The 19066-nt window shown below is 72.7% G+C and carries 21 protein-coding genes; 8 read left to right on the forward strand and 13 right to left on the reverse strand.

The genetic code is table 11. From position 1 onward, the window contains the following. Positions 1-22 precede the first annotated feature (22 nt). Both ACZ3ZD_RS03030 and ACZ3ZD_RS03035 read left to right on the forward strand, forming a co-directional pair. On the forward strand, positions 23-1306 hold the full coding sequence (locus ACZ3ZD_RS03030; RefSeq protein ID WP_467392812.1) for a thymidine phosphorylase: 1284 nt from the start codon (positions 23-25) through the stop codon (positions 1304-1306). Positions 1307-1401: 95 nt separating this feature from the next. Next, a complete protein-coding gene (locus ACZ3ZD_RS03035; protein ID WP_467392814.1) occupies positions 1402-1986 on the forward strand; it encodes a Uma2 family endonuclease in 585 nt (194 codons plus the stop codon). A gap of 7 nt (positions 1987-1993) precedes the next feature. Here ACZ3ZD_RS03035 and ACZ3ZD_RS03040 read toward each other — a convergent pair whose 3' ends face one another. Beyond that, the gene (locus ACZ3ZD_RS03040) at positions 1994-2914 is read right to left on the reverse strand and encodes an AEC family transporter (RefSeq protein WP_467392816.1); all 921 of its coding nucleotides are present in this window, start codon (positions 2912-2914) and stop codon (positions 1994-1996) included. 57 nt (positions 2915-2971) lie between these two features. Here ACZ3ZD_RS03040 and ACZ3ZD_RS03045 point away from each other — a divergent pair, with 57 nt between their 5' ends. After that, a complete protein-coding gene (locus ACZ3ZD_RS03045; RefSeq protein WP_467392818.1) occupies positions 2972-3358 on the forward strand; it encodes an STAS domain-containing protein in 387 nt (128 codons plus the stop codon). Here the strand turns inward: ACZ3ZD_RS03045 and ACZ3ZD_RS03050 are convergent. Continuing rightward, complete coding sequence (locus ACZ3ZD_RS03050) at positions 3242-4255, reverse strand: sigma-70 family RNA polymerase sigma factor (protein ID WP_467392820.1); 1014 nt, start codon at positions 4253-4255, stop codon at positions 3242-3244. The genes ACZ3ZD_RS03045 and ACZ3ZD_RS03050 overlap by 117 nt on opposite strands. A gap of 114 nt (positions 4256-4369) precedes the next feature. Continuing rightward, a complete protein-coding gene (locus tag ACZ3ZD_RS03055) occupies positions 4370-5665 on the reverse strand; it encodes an MFS transporter (protein WP_467392822.1) in 1296 nt (431 codons plus the stop codon). 63 nt (positions 5666-5728) lie between these two features. Between ACZ3ZD_RS03055 and ACZ3ZD_RS03060 the strand changes: the two genes are divergently transcribed. Next, complete coding sequence (locus ACZ3ZD_RS03060; RefSeq protein ID WP_467392824.1) at positions 5729-6679, forward strand: LysR family transcriptional regulator; 951 nt, start codon at positions 5729-5731, stop codon at positions 6677-6679. A 22-nt stretch (positions 6680-6701) separates the two neighbouring features. Here the strand turns inward: ACZ3ZD_RS03060 and ACZ3ZD_RS03065 are convergent, their stop codons facing one another. Continuing rightward, entirely contained in the window at positions 6702-7463 is a 762-nt protein-coding gene (locus tag ACZ3ZD_RS03065) for an alpha/beta hydrolase (RefSeq protein WP_467392826.1), read from the reverse strand. Between the two features lie 134 nt (positions 7464-7597). Here ACZ3ZD_RS03065 and ACZ3ZD_RS03070 point away from each other — a divergent pair, with 134 nt between their 5' ends. Beyond that, the gene (locus tag ACZ3ZD_RS03070; RefSeq protein WP_467392828.1) at positions 7598-8761 is read left to right on the forward strand and encodes an adenosine deaminase; all 1164 of its coding nucleotides are present in this window, start codon (positions 7598-7600) and stop codon (positions 8759-8761) included. A gap of 151 nt (positions 8762-8912) precedes the next feature. After that, on the forward strand, positions 8913-9296 hold the full coding sequence (locus ACZ3ZD_RS03075) for an ATP-binding protein (RefSeq protein ID WP_467392830.1): 384 nt from the start codon (positions 8913-8915) through the stop codon (positions 9294-9296). Positions 9297-9365: 69 nt separating this feature from the next. On the opposite strand, the gene ACZ3ZD_RS03080 is transcribed toward ACZ3ZD_RS03075, so the two are convergent. The 5 genes from ACZ3ZD_RS03080 to afsQ1 all read right to left on the reverse strand — a co-directional run bounded on the left by ACZ3ZD_RS03080 (position 9366) and on the right by afsQ1 (position 13342). Then, on the reverse strand, positions 9366-9566 hold the full coding sequence (locus tag ACZ3ZD_RS03080; protein ID WP_467392832.1) for a PspC domain-containing protein: 201 nt from the start codon (positions 9564-9566) through the stop codon (positions 9366-9368). A gap of 79 nt (positions 9567-9645) precedes the next feature. Then, positions 9646-10230, reverse strand: coding sequence for a VanZ family protein (locus ACZ3ZD_RS03085; protein ID WP_467392834.1), 585 nt, complete (start codon positions 10228-10230; stop codon positions 9646-9648). Between the two features lie 234 nt (positions 10231-10464). Next, positions 10465-11067 (reverse strand): hypothetical protein, encoded by a 603-nt coding sequence (locus ACZ3ZD_RS03090; protein ID WP_467392836.1) that lies wholly within the window; start codon positions 11065-11067, stop codon positions 10465-10467. Beyond that, positions 11064-12668, reverse strand: a complete 1605-nt coding sequence (locus ACZ3ZD_RS03095; RefSeq protein ID WP_467392838.1) for an ATP-binding protein — start codon at positions 12666-12668, stop codon at positions 11064-11066. The genes ACZ3ZD_RS03090 and ACZ3ZD_RS03095 overlap by 4 nt, the downstream gene beginning before the upstream one ends. After that, positions 12665-13342: a two-component system response regulator AfsQ1 gene (gene afsQ1, locus ACZ3ZD_RS03100; protein ID WP_361217837.1), complete on the reverse strand. Its 678-nt coding sequence runs from the start codon at positions 13340-13342 to the stop codon at positions 12665-12667. The genes ACZ3ZD_RS03095 and afsQ1 overlap by 4 nt, the downstream gene beginning before the upstream one ends. A gap of 238 nt (positions 13343-13580) precedes the next feature. On the opposite strand from afsQ1, the gene ACZ3ZD_RS03105 reads away from it, so the two are divergent. Then, a complete protein-coding gene (locus tag ACZ3ZD_RS03105) occupies positions 13581-14354 on the forward strand; it encodes a SigE family RNA polymerase sigma factor (protein ID WP_467392840.1) in 774 nt (257 codons plus the stop codon). A gap of 162 nt (positions 14355-14516) precedes the next feature. On the opposite strand, the gene ACZ3ZD_RS03110 is transcribed toward ACZ3ZD_RS03105, so the two are convergent. Next, the gene (locus ACZ3ZD_RS03110; RefSeq protein ID WP_467393291.1) at positions 14517-15119 is read right to left on the reverse strand and encodes a uridine kinase family protein; all 603 of its coding nucleotides are present in this window, start codon (positions 15117-15119) and stop codon (positions 14517-14519) included. A gap of 160 nt (positions 15120-15279) precedes the next feature. On the opposite strand from ACZ3ZD_RS03110, the gene ACZ3ZD_RS03115 reads away from it, so the two are divergent. Beyond that, positions 15280-15681 (forward strand): hypothetical protein, encoded by a 402-nt coding sequence (locus ACZ3ZD_RS03115; protein ID WP_467392842.1) that lies wholly within the window; start codon positions 15280-15282, stop codon positions 15679-15681. 78 nt (positions 15682-15759) lie between these two features. On the opposite strand, the gene ACZ3ZD_RS03120 is transcribed toward ACZ3ZD_RS03115, so the two are convergent. Genes ACZ3ZD_RS03120 through deoC form a run of 3 tightly spaced genes read right to left on the reverse strand, consistent with a single transcriptional unit; the run spans position 15760 to position 19032 of the window. After that, the gene (locus tag ACZ3ZD_RS03120; protein WP_467392844.1) at positions 15760-16644 is read right to left on the reverse strand and encodes an aldehyde dehydrogenase family protein; all 885 of its coding nucleotides are present in this window, start codon (positions 16642-16644) and stop codon (positions 15760-15762) included. After that, the gene (locus ACZ3ZD_RS03125; protein WP_467393293.1) at positions 16637-18073 is read right to left on the reverse strand and encodes an aldehyde dehydrogenase family protein; all 1437 of its coding nucleotides are present in this window, start codon (positions 18071-18073) and stop codon (positions 16637-16639) included. The genes ACZ3ZD_RS03120 and ACZ3ZD_RS03125 overlap by 8 nt, the downstream gene beginning before the upstream one ends. After that, positions 18073-19032, reverse strand: a complete 960-nt coding sequence (deoC, locus tag ACZ3ZD_RS03130; protein WP_467393295.1) for a deoxyribose-phosphate aldolase — start codon at positions 19030-19032, stop codon at positions 18073-18075. The genes ACZ3ZD_RS03125 and deoC overlap by 1 nt, the downstream gene beginning before the upstream one ends. Positions 19033-19066 lie beyond the last annotated feature (34 nt).

Raw genomic sequence — 19066 nt, forward strand, 5'->3', positions numbered from 1 at the left:
CTCCCGGAAGGAAGCCCCCAGCATGGCCATGGACGCCATCTCCGTCATCCGCACCAAGCGGGACCGCGGCGAGCTGACCGACGAGCAGATCGACTGGGTCATCGACGCGTACACCCGCGGCGAGGTCGCCGACGAGCAGATGTCCGCGCTCGCCATGGCGATCCTGCTGAACGGCATGAACCGCCGCGAGATCGCCCGCTGGACCGCGGCCATGATCGCCTCCGGTGAGCGGATGGACTTCTCCTCGCTGTCCCGCCCGACGGCCGACAAGCACTCCACCGGCGGCGTCGGCGACAAGATCACCCTGCCGCTCGCGCCCCTGGTGGCGGCCTGCGGCGCCGCGGTGCCGCAGCTCTCCGGCCGGGGCCTCGGCCACACCGGCGGCACCCTGGACAAGCTGGAGTCGGTCCCCGGCTGGCGCGCCCTGCTCTCCAACGAGGAGATGCTGCACGTGCTGGACACCACGGGCGCGGTGATCTGCGCGGCGGGCGACGGCCTGGCCCCCGCGGACAAGAAGCTGTACGCCCTGCGGGACGTCACCGGCACGGTCGAGGCGATCCCCCTGATCGCCTCCTCGATCATGTCGAAGAAGATCGCCGAGGGCACCGGCTCCCTGGTGCTGGACGTGAAGGTGGGCACGGGCGCCTTCATGAAGACCATCGAGGACGCCCGGGAGCTGGCGTCCACGATGGTGGGCCTCGGCACCGACCACGGCGTGAAGACGGTCGCGCTGCTCACCGACATGTCCACCCCGCTCGGCCTGACCGCGGGCAACGCCCTGGAGGTCCGCGAGTCGGTCGAGGTCCTGGCCGGCGGCGGCCCCGCGGACGTCGTGGAACTGACCGTCGCCCTGGCCCGCGAGATGCTCGACGCGGCGGGCGTCAAGGATGCCGACCCGGCGAAGGCCCTCGCCGACGGCTCGGCGATGGACGTCTGGCGCCGGATGATCGCCGCGCAGGGCGGCGACCCGGACGCGCCGCTGCCCACCGCGAAGGAGCAGCACGTCGTCAAGGCCCCGGCCTCCGGCGTCCTGACCCGTCTCGACGCCTACGGCATCGGCGTCGGCGCCTGGCGCCTGGGCGCCGGCCGGGCCCGCAAGGAGGACCCGGTGCAGGCGGGCGCGGGCATCGAGCTGCACGCCAAGCCGGGCGACACGGTCACCGAGGGCCAGCCCCTGCTGACCCTGCACACCGACACCCCCGAGCGCTTCGACTACGCCCTCCAGGCGGTGGCGGGCTCCTACGACATCGCGGCCCCCGGCACGGACTTCTCGGCGTCGCCGGTGGTGCTGGAACGTATCGCCTGACCTGCAGTTTCCTCATTCGGGTGAACGGGACCGGTGGATCTCCGCCGGTCCCGTTCGGCATGCTGGGATCGGTGACGCACCGATAGGAGACCGCCATGAGCGCACTCACCGTCAGCCAGGACTCCGACCAGAACTGGGACGACCTCGTCCGGTACTGGGAGGAGATGGAATGGCCGGAGGGCAGCAAGGTGGAGATCATCGAGGGGATCATCACCGTGTCACCTGCTCCCGCGTTCCGCCACAACGCGATCGCGGAACGTATCCAGCGTCGCCTCTACTCCGTGATCCCCGAAGACTGGGAAATCTTCCAGACACTGGCTCTCGCCGTGCCGTCCCGGCTGGGGATGCTCATCCCGGACCTGGTGGTGGCACCGGTGCCGGAACACCCCGAGTCCGACTCCCACATCCCCGCCGCCCTCGCCGAACTCGTCGTCGAGGTCACCTCCAAGTCCAACGCCGGCCACGACCGCGTCAGCAAGCCCGCCGCCTACGCCACCGCCGGTATCCCGCTGTACCTCCTGGTCGACCGCTGGGCTCCCGGCGGACCCACCGCGACGCTCTACGGGGAACCCAAGGGCGATGTCTACCGGGTCCTCAAGGCGGTCAAGTTCGGCGACCCCGTCGAGCTGCCGGAGCCGTTCGGCCTCACCCTGGACACCGACGCGTTCCCCGTCGACTGACCCGGCTTCACCCCAGCACCGTCGCCACCCCCACCAGCACCGGTACGGACACCACCGTCGACAGCAGCACCGACTCGCGGGCCAGGGACTCGGCGACGCGGTAGCGGCTGGCGTACGTGAAGAGGTTCTGGGCGCCGGGGAGGGCCGCGGTCACCACCGTGTCCAGCAGGGCGTGCCCGTGCAGGCCGAACACGCACCGGGCCAGCGCCCAGGCGACCAGCGGCTGACCCAGCGACTTCAGCGCGACGGACAGCAGCACCAGCCGGCTGTCCCGCCCCCGGCCGGGTGCCGGGTTGCCGTGCAGGGACATGCCGAAGGCCAGCAGGGCCGCCGGGACGGACATGCCGGCGAGCGCGGTCAGCGGGTTCAGGAGCGGACCGGGCAGCTGCCAGCCCGCCGCCGACACCAGCACCCCCGACAGCGAGCCCACCGCGACCGGATTCCGCAGCGGGATCAGCAGGCGCCGCCCCACCGCGCCCTTCCCGCCCGTGCCGGACAGGTCCAGCACGGTGAGCGCGACCGGGGTGACCAGGACGACCTGGAAGAGCAGCACCGGCGCCACCAGGGACGCGTCGCCCAGCACGTACGCGGCGATCGGGATGCCGAGGTTGCCCGAGTTGACGTACCCCGAGCACAGCGCGCCGATCGTCGTCCGGCCCACCCCCCACCGCCGTACCGCGCCGGCCGCGACGAAGACCCCCGCGACCACGGCCGTACTGAGCGCCGTCACCAGCAGCCGGCTGGAGAAGAGGACCGACAGGTCGGCCCGCGCGAGCGTGGTGAACAGCAGCGCGGGCCCGGCCGGCGTGAAGGCCAGCCGTGTCAGCACCTCCCCGCCCTGCGCGCCGAGCGTCCCGCACCGCCCGAGCACATAGCCCACCCCGATGACGACCGCGATCACCGCGAACCCGCTCAGCACCCCCGCCATGGCGCCAACCCTGCGAGGAGGCAGGGGCACGGGTCAATGTGATCTCCGGCGCCCGCGATGAGTTCCGCCCGCCCCGCCGGTCTACCGCACGTGAATGCCGAGACCCCCGCCGTGCTGGTGTTGCCCGGGCCCGTCCGCCGGGACGAGGTGCCCGGGCTGTGTGCCCGGGTGCGAGCCCTGCTGGAGGGCGGTGCGGCCGGGGTGGTCGTGTGCGACGTGGGCGGGATCGGACCGCCGGGGCTGGCGGTCGTCGAGCTGCTGGCGCGGCTGGAGCTGACCGCCCGCCGGGCCGGTGGGCGGATCCTCCTGCGGGACACCGACCCCGCGCTAGGCGCCTTCCTCGACCTCGTCGGGCTCCGCTTCCAGATGGAGGGGCAGGTCGAACAGCGGGAACCACCGCTGGGTGTCGAGGAAGCAGTGGAAACCGGTGATCCGGCCGTCTGAGATCTCCAGCACCTGCACCGCCCACGGCGTGAACCCGCCGGTCTCCGGATCCGGCTTGTAGTGCGCGAACCCCGGCAGGCCGTTGGCCTGGACCGGCAGCAGCCGGGAGCCGGCGCAGGAGGCACCGAGGGTGGTCATGAAGCCGGTGATGTCGCCGGTGCCGCGCAGCCACAGGTCGAACGGCGGCATCGTCATGACGGCGTCCTCGTGCAGCAGCGCCGTCAGCGCCGTCATGTCGTACCCCTCGAAGGCCGCGACGTACCGCTCCAGCAGCTTCTGCTGCTCCTCGTCCAGCGGGTCCGACACCGCGCCCGCGGCGTCCGCGTCCCCGCGCTCCGCGAGCGTGGCCCGGGCCCGCTGCAAAGCGCTGTTCACCGAGGCCACCGTGGTGCCCAGCAGCTCGGCCACCTCGCTCGCCTTCCACGCGAGCACCTCGCGCAGGATGAGCACCGCCCGCTGCTTCGGCGGCAGCTGCTGGAGCGCCGCCATGAACGCGAGCCGGACCGACTCCTTGGCCACCGCCGCCTCCGCAGGGTCCTGCACGGCCGGCAGCACGCGCGCGTCCGGCATCGGCTCCAGCCAGGTGTTGTCCGGGCGCGGGGAGAGCGCCGCCCGGGCGAGCGGGGTGGCCTCCGTCAGGTCCATCGGCCGCGCCCGCTTGTTGCCCGCCGTCAGCATGTCCAGGCACACGTTCGTCGCGATCCGGTACAGCCACGAGCGCAGGCTGGAACGGCCCTCGAACTTGTCGTAGCTCCGCCAGGCCCGCACCAGGGTGTCCTGCACCGCGTCCTCGGCCTCGAAGGAGGAACCGAGCATCCGGTAGCAGTACCCGGTCAGCTCGGTCCGGTGCTTCTCCAGTGCGACGTCGAGATCCGCCGTCGCCGTGCTGTCGCCCATCGTCCACCCCCTGTGGCCGTCCCTCCGGCGCGCCTTCGCGCCGACACCCCGGAAGCTACCGCAGCCCACTGACAATGGCCTCCGGAGTTGGAGAAGGCGCAGCTCAGGAGGGTGTCAGTGGGCGCCCACCGGCTCCCTGCGGGCCGCCACCCGGGCCGCCCGGGAACCGAGGACGGTGAGGGTGAAGACACCGGCGATCGCGAGGAGGCCGACACCGACCGTGCCGCCCCAGCCGTCCGCGTGGAAGGCCAGCGCGCCGACCGTGCTGCCGACGCTGGAGCCGATGTAGTACGCGGACTGGTACAGCGCCGACGCCTGGGCGCGCCCGTGTGTGGCCGTCTTGCTGACCGCGGAGGACGCCACCGCGTGCCCGGCGAAGAAGCCCGCCGTGATCAGCACCAGGCCCAGCAGGACCAGCGGCAGCGCGGCCGTCAGGGACAGCAGCAGCCCCGCCGCCGTCGTACCGCCCGCCAGGTACAGCGCGCCCCGGCGGCCGAACCGGCCCACCAGCCGGCCCGCCGTGGACGCGGACACCGTACCCACCAGGTAGACCAGGAAGATCGAGCCCACGATGCCCTGCGGCAGCCCGAACGGCGCGGACGTCAGCCGGTAGCCGATCACCGTGTAGACACCGCCGAACACGGTCATGAACAGCGCGCCGATCGCGTACAGGCGGCGCAGCAGCGGGTCGGCGAGGTGACCGCGGACCGTGCCCAGCAGCACCCGCGGGCGCAGCGAGCCCGCCGTGAAGTGCCTCGGCGCCGGCAGCAGCAGCCGGAACGCCACCGCGCACACGACGGCGAGCGCGCCGATCACCCCGACCGAGACCCGCCAGCCCCACTCCTGCGCGACCCAGCCGGTGATCACCCGGCCGCTCATGCCGCCGACGCTGTTGCCGGCCACGAACAGTCCGATCGCCGTGACCAGCGCCTTCGGCCGGACCTCCTCGGCCAGGTAGGCCTGCGCCGAGGCCGGCAGCCCGGCCAGCGCGGCGCCCTGCACCGCCCGGAGCACCACCAGCGCGCCGAGCGACGGCGCGAAGGGCACCAGCATGCCGACGGTGACGGCGACGGCCAGCGAGCCGGTCATCACCGTACGGCGGCCGAACCGCTCCGACAGGGCGCTCATCGGCAGGACGAACAGCGCCAGCCCGCCGGTCGCGGCGGCCACGGTCCAGCTGGCCTCGCTCGCCGCGACCCCGAACTCCCCGGAGATCAGCGGCAGCAGGGCCTGCGTGGAGTAGAGCAGGGCGAAGGTCGCGACCCCGGCGAGGAAGAGGGCGAGGCTCATCCGGCGGTAGCCGGGGCCGCCCGGGGTCAGCCGGGAGTCGGAGTCGGACGCGGAGTCGGGGGCGGAGACGGGCGGGACGGCGCCCACGCGGGTGGACGCCCCGGTACTGGCGGGAGACATGCCTCGACCGTACGGACGACCCCTCTCATGCGTCCAATGCATGGAACGGCGATAATCGTTCCCATGGCGCATCAGCAGAGCTCACAGGTCCGCCTGTCACCGTCCGGTGACACGGAAGACATGGCGCTGTTGCTCGCCCCGCGGCTCGCGTACTTCGCCGGCGTGGCCCGCACCGAGCACGTCACCCGGGCCGCGCAGGAGCTGAACGTCCCCCAGTCCACCCTGTCGCGTGCGATGGCCCGCCTGGAGCGTGACCTGGGCGTCGACCTGTTCGCCCGGCACGGCCGCACGGTCTCCCTGACCACCGCCGGCCGGACCTTCCTCGCCTCCGTCGAGCGGGCCCTCGGCGAGGTCGAGCGGGCCGCCGAGGAGGTCCGCGCGGACGCCGACCCGGCCACCGGCAAGGTCGCCTTCGGCTTCCTGCACACCATGGGCGCCGAGACCGTGCCCGGTCTGCTGCACGCCTTCCGCGCCGACCACCCCCGGGTCCGCTTCAGCCTGGTCCAGAACTACGGCGAGGCGATGCTGGAGCGGCTGCGCGCCGGCGAACTGGACCTCTGCCTCACCTCGCCCGTCCCCGACGCCCCCGACCTGGTCGCCCGCCGCCTCGACGAGCAGAAACTCCGCCTGGTCGTCCCCGCCGACCACCGCCTGGCCGCCCGCCGCCGCATCCGCCTGGCCGAGGCGGCCGAGGAAACCTTCGTCACCCTCGAACCCGGCTACGGCCTGCGCCGCATCACCGACGACCTGTGCCGCGAGGCCGGCTTCAAGCCCCGCGTCGCCTTCGAGGGCGAGGAGGCGGAGACCCTGCGCGGCCTGGTGGCGGCGGGTCTCGGGGTGGCCCTGCTGCCGCCCCCGACCGTCCCCCGCCCGGGCGTGGCGGAGCTGACGGTCACCGCTCCGAGAGCGGCCCGCGAGATCGGCGTGGCCTGGCTGGCCGACCGCCCGGACACGCCCCCGGTGGCCGCGTTCAAGAGGTTCCTGCTCTCGCGAAGGGGGAGCCTGCTGCCCTGAACGGGCGCGGTGTCCTTCGGCCTCACCGCTTCAACGACCGGCCGAACCCCGCGGCCAGCGGCATCCGGAGCCCGATCGGCGGCGGCGCGGCCAGCGCGTCCTCCACCGGGCGGGACACGCAGTGCCCGAACAGCGCGCCCATGGCGAAGTCCACGGCCAGGGAAACCACTTCGTCCCGGTAGCCGTGCAAACCGTGCCCGTCGGAGTGCACTTCGAACCGGCACACCTCCCGGTTCGCCTTCTTCGCCCGGGCCGCGAAGCGGAAGGACAGCTCGGGATCGGTCCGTTCGTCGTTCGTGCCGTGGGCGATCAGCACGCGGCGGCCCACGAGGTGCCTCACCGGCTCGGGGGGCGCGGCGACGTCGTCCTCCGGCAGCCAGGGGGCGAGGGCCACGACGGAGTTGACGGCCTCGTGGCCGCCGGACCTAAGCGCCGCGCGGCCGCCCATGCCGACTCCGGCCAGGCAGACCGGAACGTCCCCGTAGCGTCGTACGACCTCGTCGGCGGCCCACGCGGCGTCCGCCGCGAGATGGGCCTCGCTGCCGTTCCAGCCGCGGTAGCGGTAGTGGACGGGATGCACGGCCAGCCCCTCGGACCGGCCCGCGCGCGCCAGGGCGCGGCCCAGGGAGCGCAGCAGGCTCATCGCCCGCACGGGGGACGGCCGGCGGGCGGAGACCTCCTCCCCACCGGGGAGCAGCAGCACCGCTCCGCTCACCGACGTCGGCTCCGGGCCGACTGCCTTCCCCAGCCTGGCCGTTCGGACCGGCGTCGCTTGCTGTCCCATGACAGAACAGTCTCAGAAGGCGCGGTGTACGAAACCCGTCCGGCCGGTCACCGTTGGGTATCGGCGGAAAAGCGCCGGGAAACGGCCGCCGCGCGCACCGGCTCCTCTACGCGCGTAGGCGTTAGAGTGCGGAAATGACGAGCCAGACCGCACCGACCGGGACCACCCCCACCGCGGACCAGATCCGCCGGGCGCCCAAGGTACTGCTGCACGATCATCTCGACGGCGGGCTCCGCCCGGGCACCGTCATCGATCTCGCCCGCCTGAGCGGCTACGCCGGGCTTCCCGAGGCCGACCCGGACAAGCTGGGGATCTGGTTCCAGGAGGCCGCCGACTCCGGCTCGCTGGAACGGTATCTGGAGACCTTCCGGCACACCGTCGGCGTCATGCAGACCCGCGAGGCCCTGGTCCGGGTCGCCCGGGAGTGCGCCGAGGACCTCGCCGAGGACGGCGTCGTCTACGCCGAGGTGCGGTACGCGCCCGAGCAGCACCTCGACGGGGGTCTGACCCTGGAAGAGGTGGTCGAGGCCGTCAACGAGGGGTTCCGGCAGGGAGAGCGGCTGGCCCGGGAGAACGGCCGGCGGATCCGGGTCGGCGCCCTGCTGACCGCCATGCGGCACGCGGCCCGCTCCCTGGAGATCGCCGAACTCGCCAACCGCCACCGGGACTCGGGCGTGGTCGGCTTCGACATCGCGGGCGCCGAGGCCGGCTACCCGCCCACCCGGCACCTGGACGCCTTCGAGTACCTCAAGCGCGAGAACAACCATTTCACCATCCACGCCGGCGAGGCCTTCGGGCTGCCGTCCATCTGGCAGGCGCTGCAGTGGTGCGGCGCCGACCGGCTCGGCCACGGCGTGCGGATCATCGACGACATCGAGGTCCGCGAGGACGGCTCGGTCACCCTCGGCCGGCTCGCCTCCTACGTGCGGGACAAGCGGATCCCCCTGGAGCTGTGCCCCACCTCCAACCTCCAGACCGGGGCCGCGCCCTCCTACGCCGAGCACCCCATCGGGCTGCTGCGCCGGCTGCACTTCCGGGCCACCGTGAACACCGACAACCGGCTGATGTCGCACACCACGATGAGCCGGGAATTCGAGCACATCGTCGACGCGTTCGGCTACACGCTCGACGATCTCCAGTGGTTCTCCGTCAATGCGATGAAATCAGCGTTCATTCCTTTCGATGAACGACTGGCGATGATCAATGACGTCATCAAGCCCGGATATGCCGAGCTGAAATCCGAATGGCTGTTCCGGCAGACCGCGTCTACCAGCGGTTCTGGCGGTCCGGAGGCCTAGTCGCCCGACGGGGGCCGGCCCGGAAAGCGGACGCACTTTCACCAAGAGTCCGCATTTCGGTGTTTGCGGCGGGTGGCTCGGGATGTTTACGGTCGTGGACCGCTCAGATCGTTCGTGATCTCCCGTCTCCGCATACAAGGACGCATTCACCATGAAGCAGTCTGCTGCCAAGACCCTCGGTGTCGCCGCCCTCGGCGCCGCTTTCGCCGCCGCCGGTGCGGGCGCGGCCGTCGCGGCTCCGGCCAGCCCGGACGCCGGTCAGACGCTGGACACCGTGACCCGGACGCTGCCGCCCTCGCAGGTCATCGAGGCGCTGCCGGACAGCGGCGCCGTGAAGACGCTGAAGCCCGTGGCCAAGCGCGGTGTCGCCGCGGCGATGCCGGCGGTCGGCAAGGGGGCGTCCGCCGCGCGGCCCGTCGCCGAGAGCGTCGTCGCCGAGGGCCCGACCAAGCCGGTCGCCGGTCTGCTCGGCGGGCTGCCGCTGAAGGGCCTGCCCACGCACGGTGTGCCGGTCAACGGGGTCCCGGTCGGCTGACCCGAGCCTTCCTGCGCGGGGCGCTCCGGCATGTCCGGAGGCGCCCCCGTGGTGTGTGCGCGCCCGCGGTCACCAGGCCGTACGGGCCTTGTCCTCGGACGGCATCAGCAGCCACAGCGCTATGTACAGCACGAACTGCGGGCCCGGCAGCAGGCAGGACACCAGGAAGATCACCCGCATCGTGGTGGCCGAGGTGCCGAAGCGCCGGGCCAGTCCGGCGCAGACTCCGCCGATCATGCGGCCGTGGGTGGGGCGGGCAAGGGCGCTCATGTCGGCTCCTCCGTGGTCGTCGGCTCGTTTCGAGAGCCGGTGGCGGGCCCCCGGTGGGACCCCCCGACTGTCTTCCAGACTACGGAGACGAAGCGGACGAAGCGTCACTCCAAGGGGCGATCCCGACCCTGGGAATCGTCGGGGTCCGCCCCTGAGACGGCTCCTCCTGCACGGTGACGGCCGCCCCGGGCTCCCGCGCCTCCCGCCGCCGCAGCCGCGCCCGGCCCGCCGGTACGACGGCCAGGTGGGCCAGGACGACGCCGGCCGTGTTCAGCAGCAGCGAGTCGACGTCCACGACCCGCCCCGGTACGCCGGTCTGGAGCAGGGCGATGCCGAGGGAGACCAGGGCGCCGGCCGCGGCCGTACGGAGCAGGGACGCCAGCGGGGAGACGGTGAGCCGGCCGTGCGCCATCGGCAGCAGCACGCCCAGCGGCGCGAGCAGCGCGAGTCCCTCGCCGAGGGGTCTGACCGCGTACGGCCAGCCCAGCGCCAGGTCGGCCCGGACACCGGCCAGCGGGCGCAGGTTCGGGGGCATGACCCAGGGGACGTCCAGCGGGCGCAGCATCAGCCAGGCGACGAGGGCGAGGTGTGCGACGAGGAGGACACCCCCTGTCACACGGACGCGGATCTCGGCGCTGCCGCCGATGGAGCCTTGACGCTGCACGACCCCCTAGACGCGGGGGCCGACGTGATTGGTTCCGCCACGGAAGCTTTTCGCCCCGGCGCCCCGGCGCCCCGGCGCCCCGGCGCCCCGGCGCCCCGGCGCCCCGGTCCCCGGCCTCCCGGCCCTCGGCCTCCCGGCCCCCCGACGCCCACGGGCGTCCCGGATGCCCCAGGGGCCGCGGCCGCCCCGACGCCCGACCCTGGTCGCCCCGGTGCTGCCCCCCGACGCCCGAATCTACGTGGTCGCCTCGCTGGACGGTGGCCGCGTGCTGCCCGGGTGGTCGCGGAGGTCGTCCGTGCACTCGTAGCGGCGCAGCGGGCCCGGGGCCGGGCCGCCCAGGATGACCGAGCCGTCGTCCTCGGTCGCCGCCGAGTCCGACAGGGTGCACACCAGCTGGGCCAGTGCGTACGAGGTGAGCCGTGAGGGCGCCGTACTCAGCCGCAGGGTGTCCTCGGGGTCCTTCGGGTGGGGCCCGGCCACCCCGAGGCCGCCCGGCACGTACGTCGTGTAGCCCGCGGAGCGCTCGGCGGGCGCCGGCTGCTTGGCGAGCTGGTCCAGCAGCCCCTGTGCCACGATCACCCGGCGCCGGGCGTCCGCGGTGCCCTCCGGGACCGCCACGGTCCGGTCGACGGCCACCAGGGACGCCCCGCACAGCAGGAAGACCTGCACCGGCACCCCGTGCGCGGACCGCGCGGACTCGTCGGGCCCGGCCAGCGAGCAGGGCACCCGGGAGGGCGCCGCCCCGAAGTCGGTCGGCACCTCCGTGGCCCGGATGCCGCAGCCGGTGAGCAGCACACCCAGGAGGGGCAGCGCCAGCATTCGTCGTACGGTCGTCATGACCCCTCCTCTCCCGTGCCGTCCGTGCCGTCCATGACGTTCCTGCCGTTCCCGCCGTCCTGGGCGTCCCCGCCGTCCTCGGTGAGCCGTGAGGCGTCCCGTGGCAGCCGGAGCGTGAACACCGCTCCGCCCTCCGGGGAGTTGGCCGCGGTGATCCCGCCGCCGTGGATGTGGGCGTTCTCCAGGGCGATGGACAGGCCGAGCCCGCTGCCCTCGGAGCGCGGCCGGGAGGCGCTCGCCTTGTAGAAGCGGTCGAAGACGTGCGGGAGGACGTCCTCCGGGATGCCGGGCCCGTGGTCGCGGACCTGGATCTCGATCGAGTCGTCCGTCTCCCGGACCGAGACCCGCACCGGCGAGCCGCCGTGCTTGAGGGCGTTGCCGATCAGGTTGGCGAGGATGACGTCCAGGCGCCGCGGGTCCAGCTGGGCGTGCAGGCCGCGCTCGGCGTCCAGTTCGACCGCGTCCAGCCAGGCGCGGGCGTCGATGCAGGCGGTGATCTGGTCGGCGAGGTCGACGTCGTCCAGGACCAGGCGGGCGGTGCCCGCGTCGAAGCGGGTGACCTCCATCAGGTTCTCGACCAGGTCGTTCAGCCGCCGGGTCTCGCTGACCACCAGCCGGACCGCCGGCTCGATCATCGGGTCCATGCTCCCGGTCTCCGCCTCCAGCTCCTCCTCCAGCACCTCCGTGACGGCGGTGATGGCGGTGAGCGGCGTCCGCAGCTCGTGCGACATGTCGGCGACGAACCTGCGGGACGCCTCGTCCCGCGCGGCCATCTCCGCGACCCGCTGCTCCAGCGCCTCGGCCGCGTTGTTGAACGTCCGGGACAGGTCGGCGAGTTCGTCGGTGCCGGACACCCGCAGCCGGGTGTCCAGCCTGCCCTCGCCGAGCCGTCGCGCGGCCACCCCCAGCCGGTGCACCGGCTTCAGCACGGTGGTGGCGGCGGCCTGCGCGAGCAGCGCGGCCCCGATCAGCGCGAGCCCGGTGGCGATGCCCAGCGACCAGGCCAGCGAGTTGAGGTCCTTGGCCTCCGGCTCCAGGGACTTCGCCATGTAGCCCGTGGGGCCGCCGCCGATCACGCGCGTGCCGGCCACCAGGTACGGCGTGCCGTGGTCCACGACCCGCTGCCAGTACAGGTGGTACGGCTCCTTGTTGGCGCCGGTCACCTTCTGCCGCTTGGCCACGGCGGCGCGCAGCGACCGCGGTACGTCCTCCAGCGCGAAGCCGTTGATGCCGCCCGAGTTGCCGTACACCGTCTTGCCGTCGGCGTCCTGGGCGACCAGCAGCACGCTGAAACGCTGGCTGCTGGCGGCCATCTGGCCGGCGGCGCGCTGCAACTGGTCCTGGGTCGGGTGCTCCGGCAGCGCGCCCGCGCGGTTCTGCATCTCCTGGCGGAAGTCGCGCAGTACCGCGTCCTGGGCGCGGGTGAGCACCGCCTCCCGGTTGAGCCAGTAGGCGATGCCCGAGGCGGACACCGCGGCGGTGAGCGCGACCAGCGCGAACACCACCACCAGGCGCAGCCGGAGGCTGGTGAACCGCAGCCGCGACAGACTTCTCCCACGCCCCGCGGCCCAGCCGCGCAGCCCCCCTCGCGTACCGGTCACTGAGGCGCGTCCAGGCGGTATCCGACACCACGGACGGTACGGATCAGCGTCGGGGACGACGGCACGTCCTCGACCTTGGCGCGCAGCCGCTGCACACAGGCGTCGACCAGGCGCGAGTCACCGAGGTAGTCGTGCTCCCACACCAGCCGCAGCAGCTGCTGCCGGGACAGCGCCTGACCGGGTCGCCGGCTCAGCTCCAGCAGCAGCCGCAGCTCGGTCGGGGTCAGCTGGAGGTCCTCGCCGTTCTTCGTGACGGTCATCGCCGACCGGTCGATGACGAGGCTGCCGAAGGTCGCCGAGTCGGTGGACTCGCGCTCGCCGCGCCGCAGCACGGCGCGGATCCGGGCGTCGAGCACCCGTCCCTGCACCGGCTTGACGACGTAGTCGTCGGCGCCCGACTCCAGGCCGACGACGACGTCGATGTCGTCGCTGCGCGCGGTCAGCAGGATGATCGGCAGCTGGTCCGTGCGCCGGATGCGCCGGCACACCTCGAACCCGTCGATGCCGGGCAGCATCACGTCCAGCACGATCAGGTCCGGCCGCTGTTCGCGCAGCAGCTTCAGACCGTCCTCGCCGCTGGCAGCGGTGGCCACCCGGTGTCCCTGGCGCGTCAGGGAGAGCTCCAGGGCCGTACGGATGGCGTCGTCGTCCTCGATCAGCAACAGGGAAGGCACGGGCTCATTCTGGCCCATGGAGGGGCCGCCGTACGACCGTCCGGCGCAGGCCCTCCATGCCGCCGTCACCTGTGCACCGTCTGTGATGACCCTGGGCCGGGCCCCTGTGACAGGTCTGTGACAGTCGGCGGACACGGCGATGAAGTCGCCCCGGCAGTCTTTTGGGCACGGGCAGGGCGGCGGTGCCGAACCGGCCCGGGCAGGACCGGACCACCAAGTACACGACGGGGAGCGCGAGATGAACACGCTGCACAGCATCAGCACCAGCGCCGTAGTCACGCGTCTGCACGACGTGCACCGGGGGTCGGAGAAGTCCGGTGCGGACGGGGGTACCTCCCGGGCGAGCGGATTCGAGCGCGCGGGAGGCAGGGGGTGCGCCCGCGGCACCGGGCGTCAGCACCCGGCGTACATGTCGGTGGTTGACGCGCACACGGGGGAAACGCACGGGGGAGCCGCGTACGGGGAGGACCCGGGGGAGCGTCGTTCGCTGACCGAGGCGGAGTTCACCGCCTACGTCCAGGAGCGCCGCGCCTCCCTGTACGCCACCGCCTACCACCTGACCGGCGACCGCTTCGAGGCCGAGGACCTGCTGCAGAGCGCGCTGTTCTCGACGTACCGGGCGTGGGAGCGGATCAGCGACAAGGCGGCGGTCGGGGGATACCTCCGCCGCACCATGACCAACCTGCACATCAGCGCCTGGCGGCGCCGCAAGCTCAACGAGTACCCGACCGAGGAACTGCCGGAGACGCCCGGCGAGACGGACGCGATGCGCGGCACCGAGCTGCGCGCGGTCCTGTGGCAGGCGCTGGCCCGGCTGCCCGAGCTCCAGCGCACCATGCTGGTCCTGCGCTACTACGAGGGCCGCACGGACCCGGAGATCGCGGAGATCCTCGGCATCAGTGTCGGCACGGTGAAGTCGAGCATCTGGCGTTCGCTGCGCCGGCTGCGCGAGGACGAGGTCCTCAGCTTCGGTCGTGACGAGGAGGACGCCTTCGGCGAGCTGGTCGCCTGAAGGCCGGGGGGAACGGGGGAAACACGGGGGACCACTGGGGGGTGGGCCTTCGGGGGAACGGGGGAAAGCGACAACGGGACTGGTGGGGCCGGGGGGCCCGCCGGTCCCGTTGTCGTGTGCCCGTCGCCCGTCGCCCGTCGCCCGTCGTCGTGCGTACGGGCGTTACGCCGCCGTCTCCTGCCGTGCCTGCCGGCCCGCCGCCGCTGCCGCCAGCCGGCCCAGCGCCTCGTCCCGGTCGCACGGATGCGCGCCGAGGGACACCTGGCGGGCGACGATCGTGCGCTCCGAGCGCATCAGCCGCCAGCCGCGGCGCAGCAGGAACGGCACCGACTTGCGGCCCTCCCTCAGATCGCGCAGGAAGCGCCGCCGGAAGGTGGTGAGCGGGCCGCGGGCCAGGCACAGCGCGTCCGCCAGCACACCCAGCTCCCGGCAGCGCTCGACGATCTCCGCGGCGAAGATGCCCTCCGCGATGAACAGCGGGGTACGGCCGATGTGCAGCGTCTCCTCGCCGGTGCGGGCGCTCAGCGCGAGGTCGTACACCGGCACCGGGGTGGAGCCCGTCGCGCACAGGCGGGTGATGGCGTCGACCGCGGTGTCCGCGTCCCACGACAGCGGGTGGTCCCAGTCGATGTCCGAACTCTCCGGCACCAGGGGCAGAGTCGGGTCGTCACCCTCCTTGTAGAAGTCGTCCAGGCGCAGCACGGGGAGCCCGGAGCGGGCGGCGACGAGTGACTTGCCCGAGCCCGAGGGGCCGCACAGCAGCACGACACGGGCGGGGACCGGAGGATGAATGCTCACGGAACACCAGTTTGACGTATCGGGGGCGCCCTGCCGACCCCGCGGGTCGGCTTTTGAGCGTGAGTCGCACCTCAACTACGCTGTGTGCCGACACTCTTACCCTGCGCACCAGAAGGTGGCACCAGCAATGGCCCGACACACCTCTCCCCAGCACCCCACCGCGCAGCGCGCCCTGATCACCCTGGCGGTCGCCGGAGCGGCCCTGGGGGCCGGAGCGGCCGCGGCGTCCGCCGACTCGGTGCCCGGACTGGGCCTCAACTACCGCCCCACGGACGTGGGTCACGTCGACCCGCAGTCGGGCCTGCGCGCCACGACGGGCATCGTCGGCTACGTCACCGGCCCGGTCGCCGGCCTCAAGCCCAACCCGCTCGCGGGCACGGGCGTGGACCCCCTGGACAACGGGGTGGGCACCCAGCTGGCCGACTTCAAGCCGGTCGGCTCCCAGACGCTGACCCGCCCGCTGGCCCAGGCGCCCTCCGTGGGCAGCGTCCCGGTGGCCGGCCCGGTCCTCGGCGGAGCGGGGCACTGAAAAGCGCCCCGGCAGGGGGAACTGCGCGGCACGGCACTCGTGGCCGGCGGGCCGCCGCAGTTCCCCACCCGGGCGGCGTCAGTAGGACGAGCCGCCCGCGCCCAGCGACCCCGTCGGGTGCCAGACCGTCTTGGTCTCCAGGAACGCCGTCATCCGCTCGATGCCCGGCGTCTGGAAGTAATCCACAGCCTGGGGACGGAGCACCCGCTTCAGGTTGTCGGCCGCCGCGATCTCCAGCTCCTTCGCCAGCTCCTCGTCCGCGCCCGCGAGATCGATCGCGTTGACGTCCTGGTGCGCGGCGAGCGGGGCCGCGAGTTCCGCCGTACGGCCGGACAGCACGTTGACCACACCGCCCGGGACGTCGGAGGTGGCCAGCACCTCGCCCAGGGACAGGGCCGGCAGCGGGGCCCCCTCGGAGGCGACGACCACGGCCGTGTTACCGGCGGCGATCACCGGGGCCACCACCGACGCCAGGCCGAGGAAGGACGACTCCCGCGGGGCCAGGACGGCGACGACGCCGGTCGGCTCGGGGGAGGAGAGGTTGAAGTAGGGGCCCGCGACCGGGTTGGCGCCGCCGGTCACCTGGGCGATCTTGTCGGTCCAGCCCGCGTACCAGACCCAGCGGTCGATGGTCGCGTCCACGACCGCGGCCGCCTTCGACTTGGACAGGCCCTCCGCGTCGGCCACCTCGCGCACGAACTGCTCGCGCCGGCCCTCCAGCATCTCCGCGACGCGGTAGAGGACCTGCCCCCGGTTGTACGCCGTGGCGCCGGACCAGCCGCCGAACGCCTTGCGCGCGGCCACGACCGCGTCCCGGGCGTCCTTGCGGGAGGACAGGGGAGCGTTGGCCAGCCAGTTGCCCTTGGAGTCCGTCACCTCGTACACCCGGCCGCTCTCCGAACGCGGGAACTTCCCGCCGACGTACAGCTTGTAGGTCTTGAAGACAGACAGTCGGTCAGACATCGAGGTACGCCTCCAGGCCGTGGCGGCCGCCCTCGCGGCCGAAGCCCGACTCCTTGTAGCCGCCGAACGGCGAGGTCGGGTCGAACTTGTTGAACGTGTTGGACCAGACGACACCGGCGCGCAGCTTGTTCGCGACGGCCAGGATGCGCGAGCCCTTCTCGGTCCAGATGCCGGCCGAGAGGCCGTACTGGGTGTTGTTCGCCTTGGCGACCGCCTCATCCGGGGTGCGGAAGGTGAGGACCGACAGCACCGGGCCGAAGATCTCGTCGCGGGCGATGGTGTGCGCCTGGGTGACGTTCGTGAACAGCGTCGGGGCGAACCAGTAGCCGGAGGCGGGCAGTTCGCAGGCCGGCGACCAGCGCTCGGCGCCCTCCGCCTCGCCCTTCTCGGCCAGCGCGGTGATCCGGGCCAGCTGCTCGGCGGAGTTGATCGCGCCGATGTCGGTGTTCTTGTCCAGCGGGTCGCCGAGGCGCAGCGTGGACAGGCGGCGCTTGAGGGCGTCCAGCAGCTCGTCCTGGATCGACTCCTGGACCAGCAGCCGGGAGCCGGCGCAGCAGACCTGGCCCTGGTTGAAGAAGATGCCGGTGACGATGCCCTCGACGGCCTGGTCGAGGGGAGCGTCGTCGAAGACGATGTTCGCGCCCTTGCCGCCCAGTTCCAGCGTGAGCTTCTTGCGCGTGCCGGCGACCGTGCGGGCGATCTCCTTGCCGACGGCCGTGGAGCCGGTGAACGCCACCTTGTTCACGTCCGGGTGCGCGACCAGCGCGGCGCCCGCGTCGCCGTAGCCGGGGAGGATGTTGACGACACCCTTCGGCAGGCCGGCCTGGCGGCAGATGTCCGCGAAGAACAGGGCGGACAGGGGGGTGGTCTCGGCCGGCTTCAGTACGACCGTGTTGCCGGTCGCGAGGGCCGGGGCGATCTTCCACGCCAGCATCAGGAGCGGGAAGTTCCAGGGGATGACCTGGCCGGCGACGCCGAGGGGCCGCGGGTTCGCGCCGAACCCGGCGTGGTCGAGCTTGTCGGCCCAGCCCGCGTAGTAGAAGAAGTGGGCGGCGACGAGGGGGAGGTCGGCGTCCCTCGTCTCCCTGATCGGCTTGCCGTTGTCCAGCGTCTCCAGGACGGCCAGCTCACGGCTGCGCTCCTGGATGATGCGGGCGATGCGGAACAGGTACTTGGCGCGCTCGGAGCCGGGCAGCGCCGACCACGTCTCGAACGCCCTGCGGGCCGCCTTCACCGCGCGGTCGACGTCCTCGGCGCCCGCCTGGGCGACCTCGGACAGGACCTCCTCGCTGGACGGCGAGACGGTCTTGAAGACCTTGCCGTCGGCGGCCTCGGTGAACTCGCCGTCGATGAACAGGCCGTAGGAGGGCGCGATGTCGACGATCGCGCGGGACTCGGGGGCGGGTGCGTACTCGAAAGCCATGGGGATCAGTCCACCGTCACGTAGTCGGGACCGGAGTAGCGGCCGGTGGCCAGCTTCTGGCGCTGCATCAGCAGGTCGTTGAGGAGCGAGGAGGCGCCGAAGCGGAACCAGTGGTTGTCCAGCCAGTCCTCGCCCGCGGTCTCGTTGACCAGCACCAGGAACTTGATCGCGTCCTTGCTGGTACGGATGCCGCCGGCCGGCTTCACCCCGACCTGGACGCCGGTCTGGGCGCGGAAGTCGCGGACCGCCTCCAGCATCAGCAGGGTGTTCGCGGGGGTCGCGTTGACGGCGACCTTGCCGGTGGAGGTCTTGATGAAGTCGGCACCGGCCAGCATGCCGAGCCAGGAGGCGCGGCGGATGTTGTCGTACGTCGACAGCTCGCCGGTCTCGAAGATGACCTTCAGGCGGGCGCTCGTCCCGCAGGCCTCCTTCACGGCGACGATCTCGTCGTACACCTTCAGGTACCTGCCGGCGAGGAACGCGCCCCGGTCGATGACCATGTCGATCTCGTCGGCGCCGGCGGCGACGGCGTCCCGCACGTCGGCCAGCTTCACGTCGAGCGCGGCACGGCCGGCCGGGAAGGCGGTGGCGACCGAGGCGACCTTCACGCCGGAGCCGGCGACGGCCTCCTTGGCGGCGGCCACCATATCGGGGTAGACGCAGACCGCGGCCGTCGTGGGGGCCGTACGGTCCGTCGGGTCGGGATGGACCGCCTTGGCGCCGAGCGCCCGGACCTTGCTCGGGGTGTCCGCGCCTTCCAGCGTCGTCAGGTCGACCATCGAGATGGCGAGGTCGATGGCGTACGCCTTCGCGGTGGTCTTGATGGAACGGGTGCCGAGGGACGCGGCGCGCGCCTCCAGGCCGACCGCGTCGACGCCGGGCAGCCCGTGGAGGAAGCGGCGCAGCGTGCTGTCGGACGCGGTGACGTCCGAGAGAACGTGAGCTGTGGGTGCGGTAGTGGGCATGGTCACCAGACGAGCATATCTACGCGCGTAGCGG

The organism is Streptomyces sp. NPDC023481, assembly GCF_055560195.1.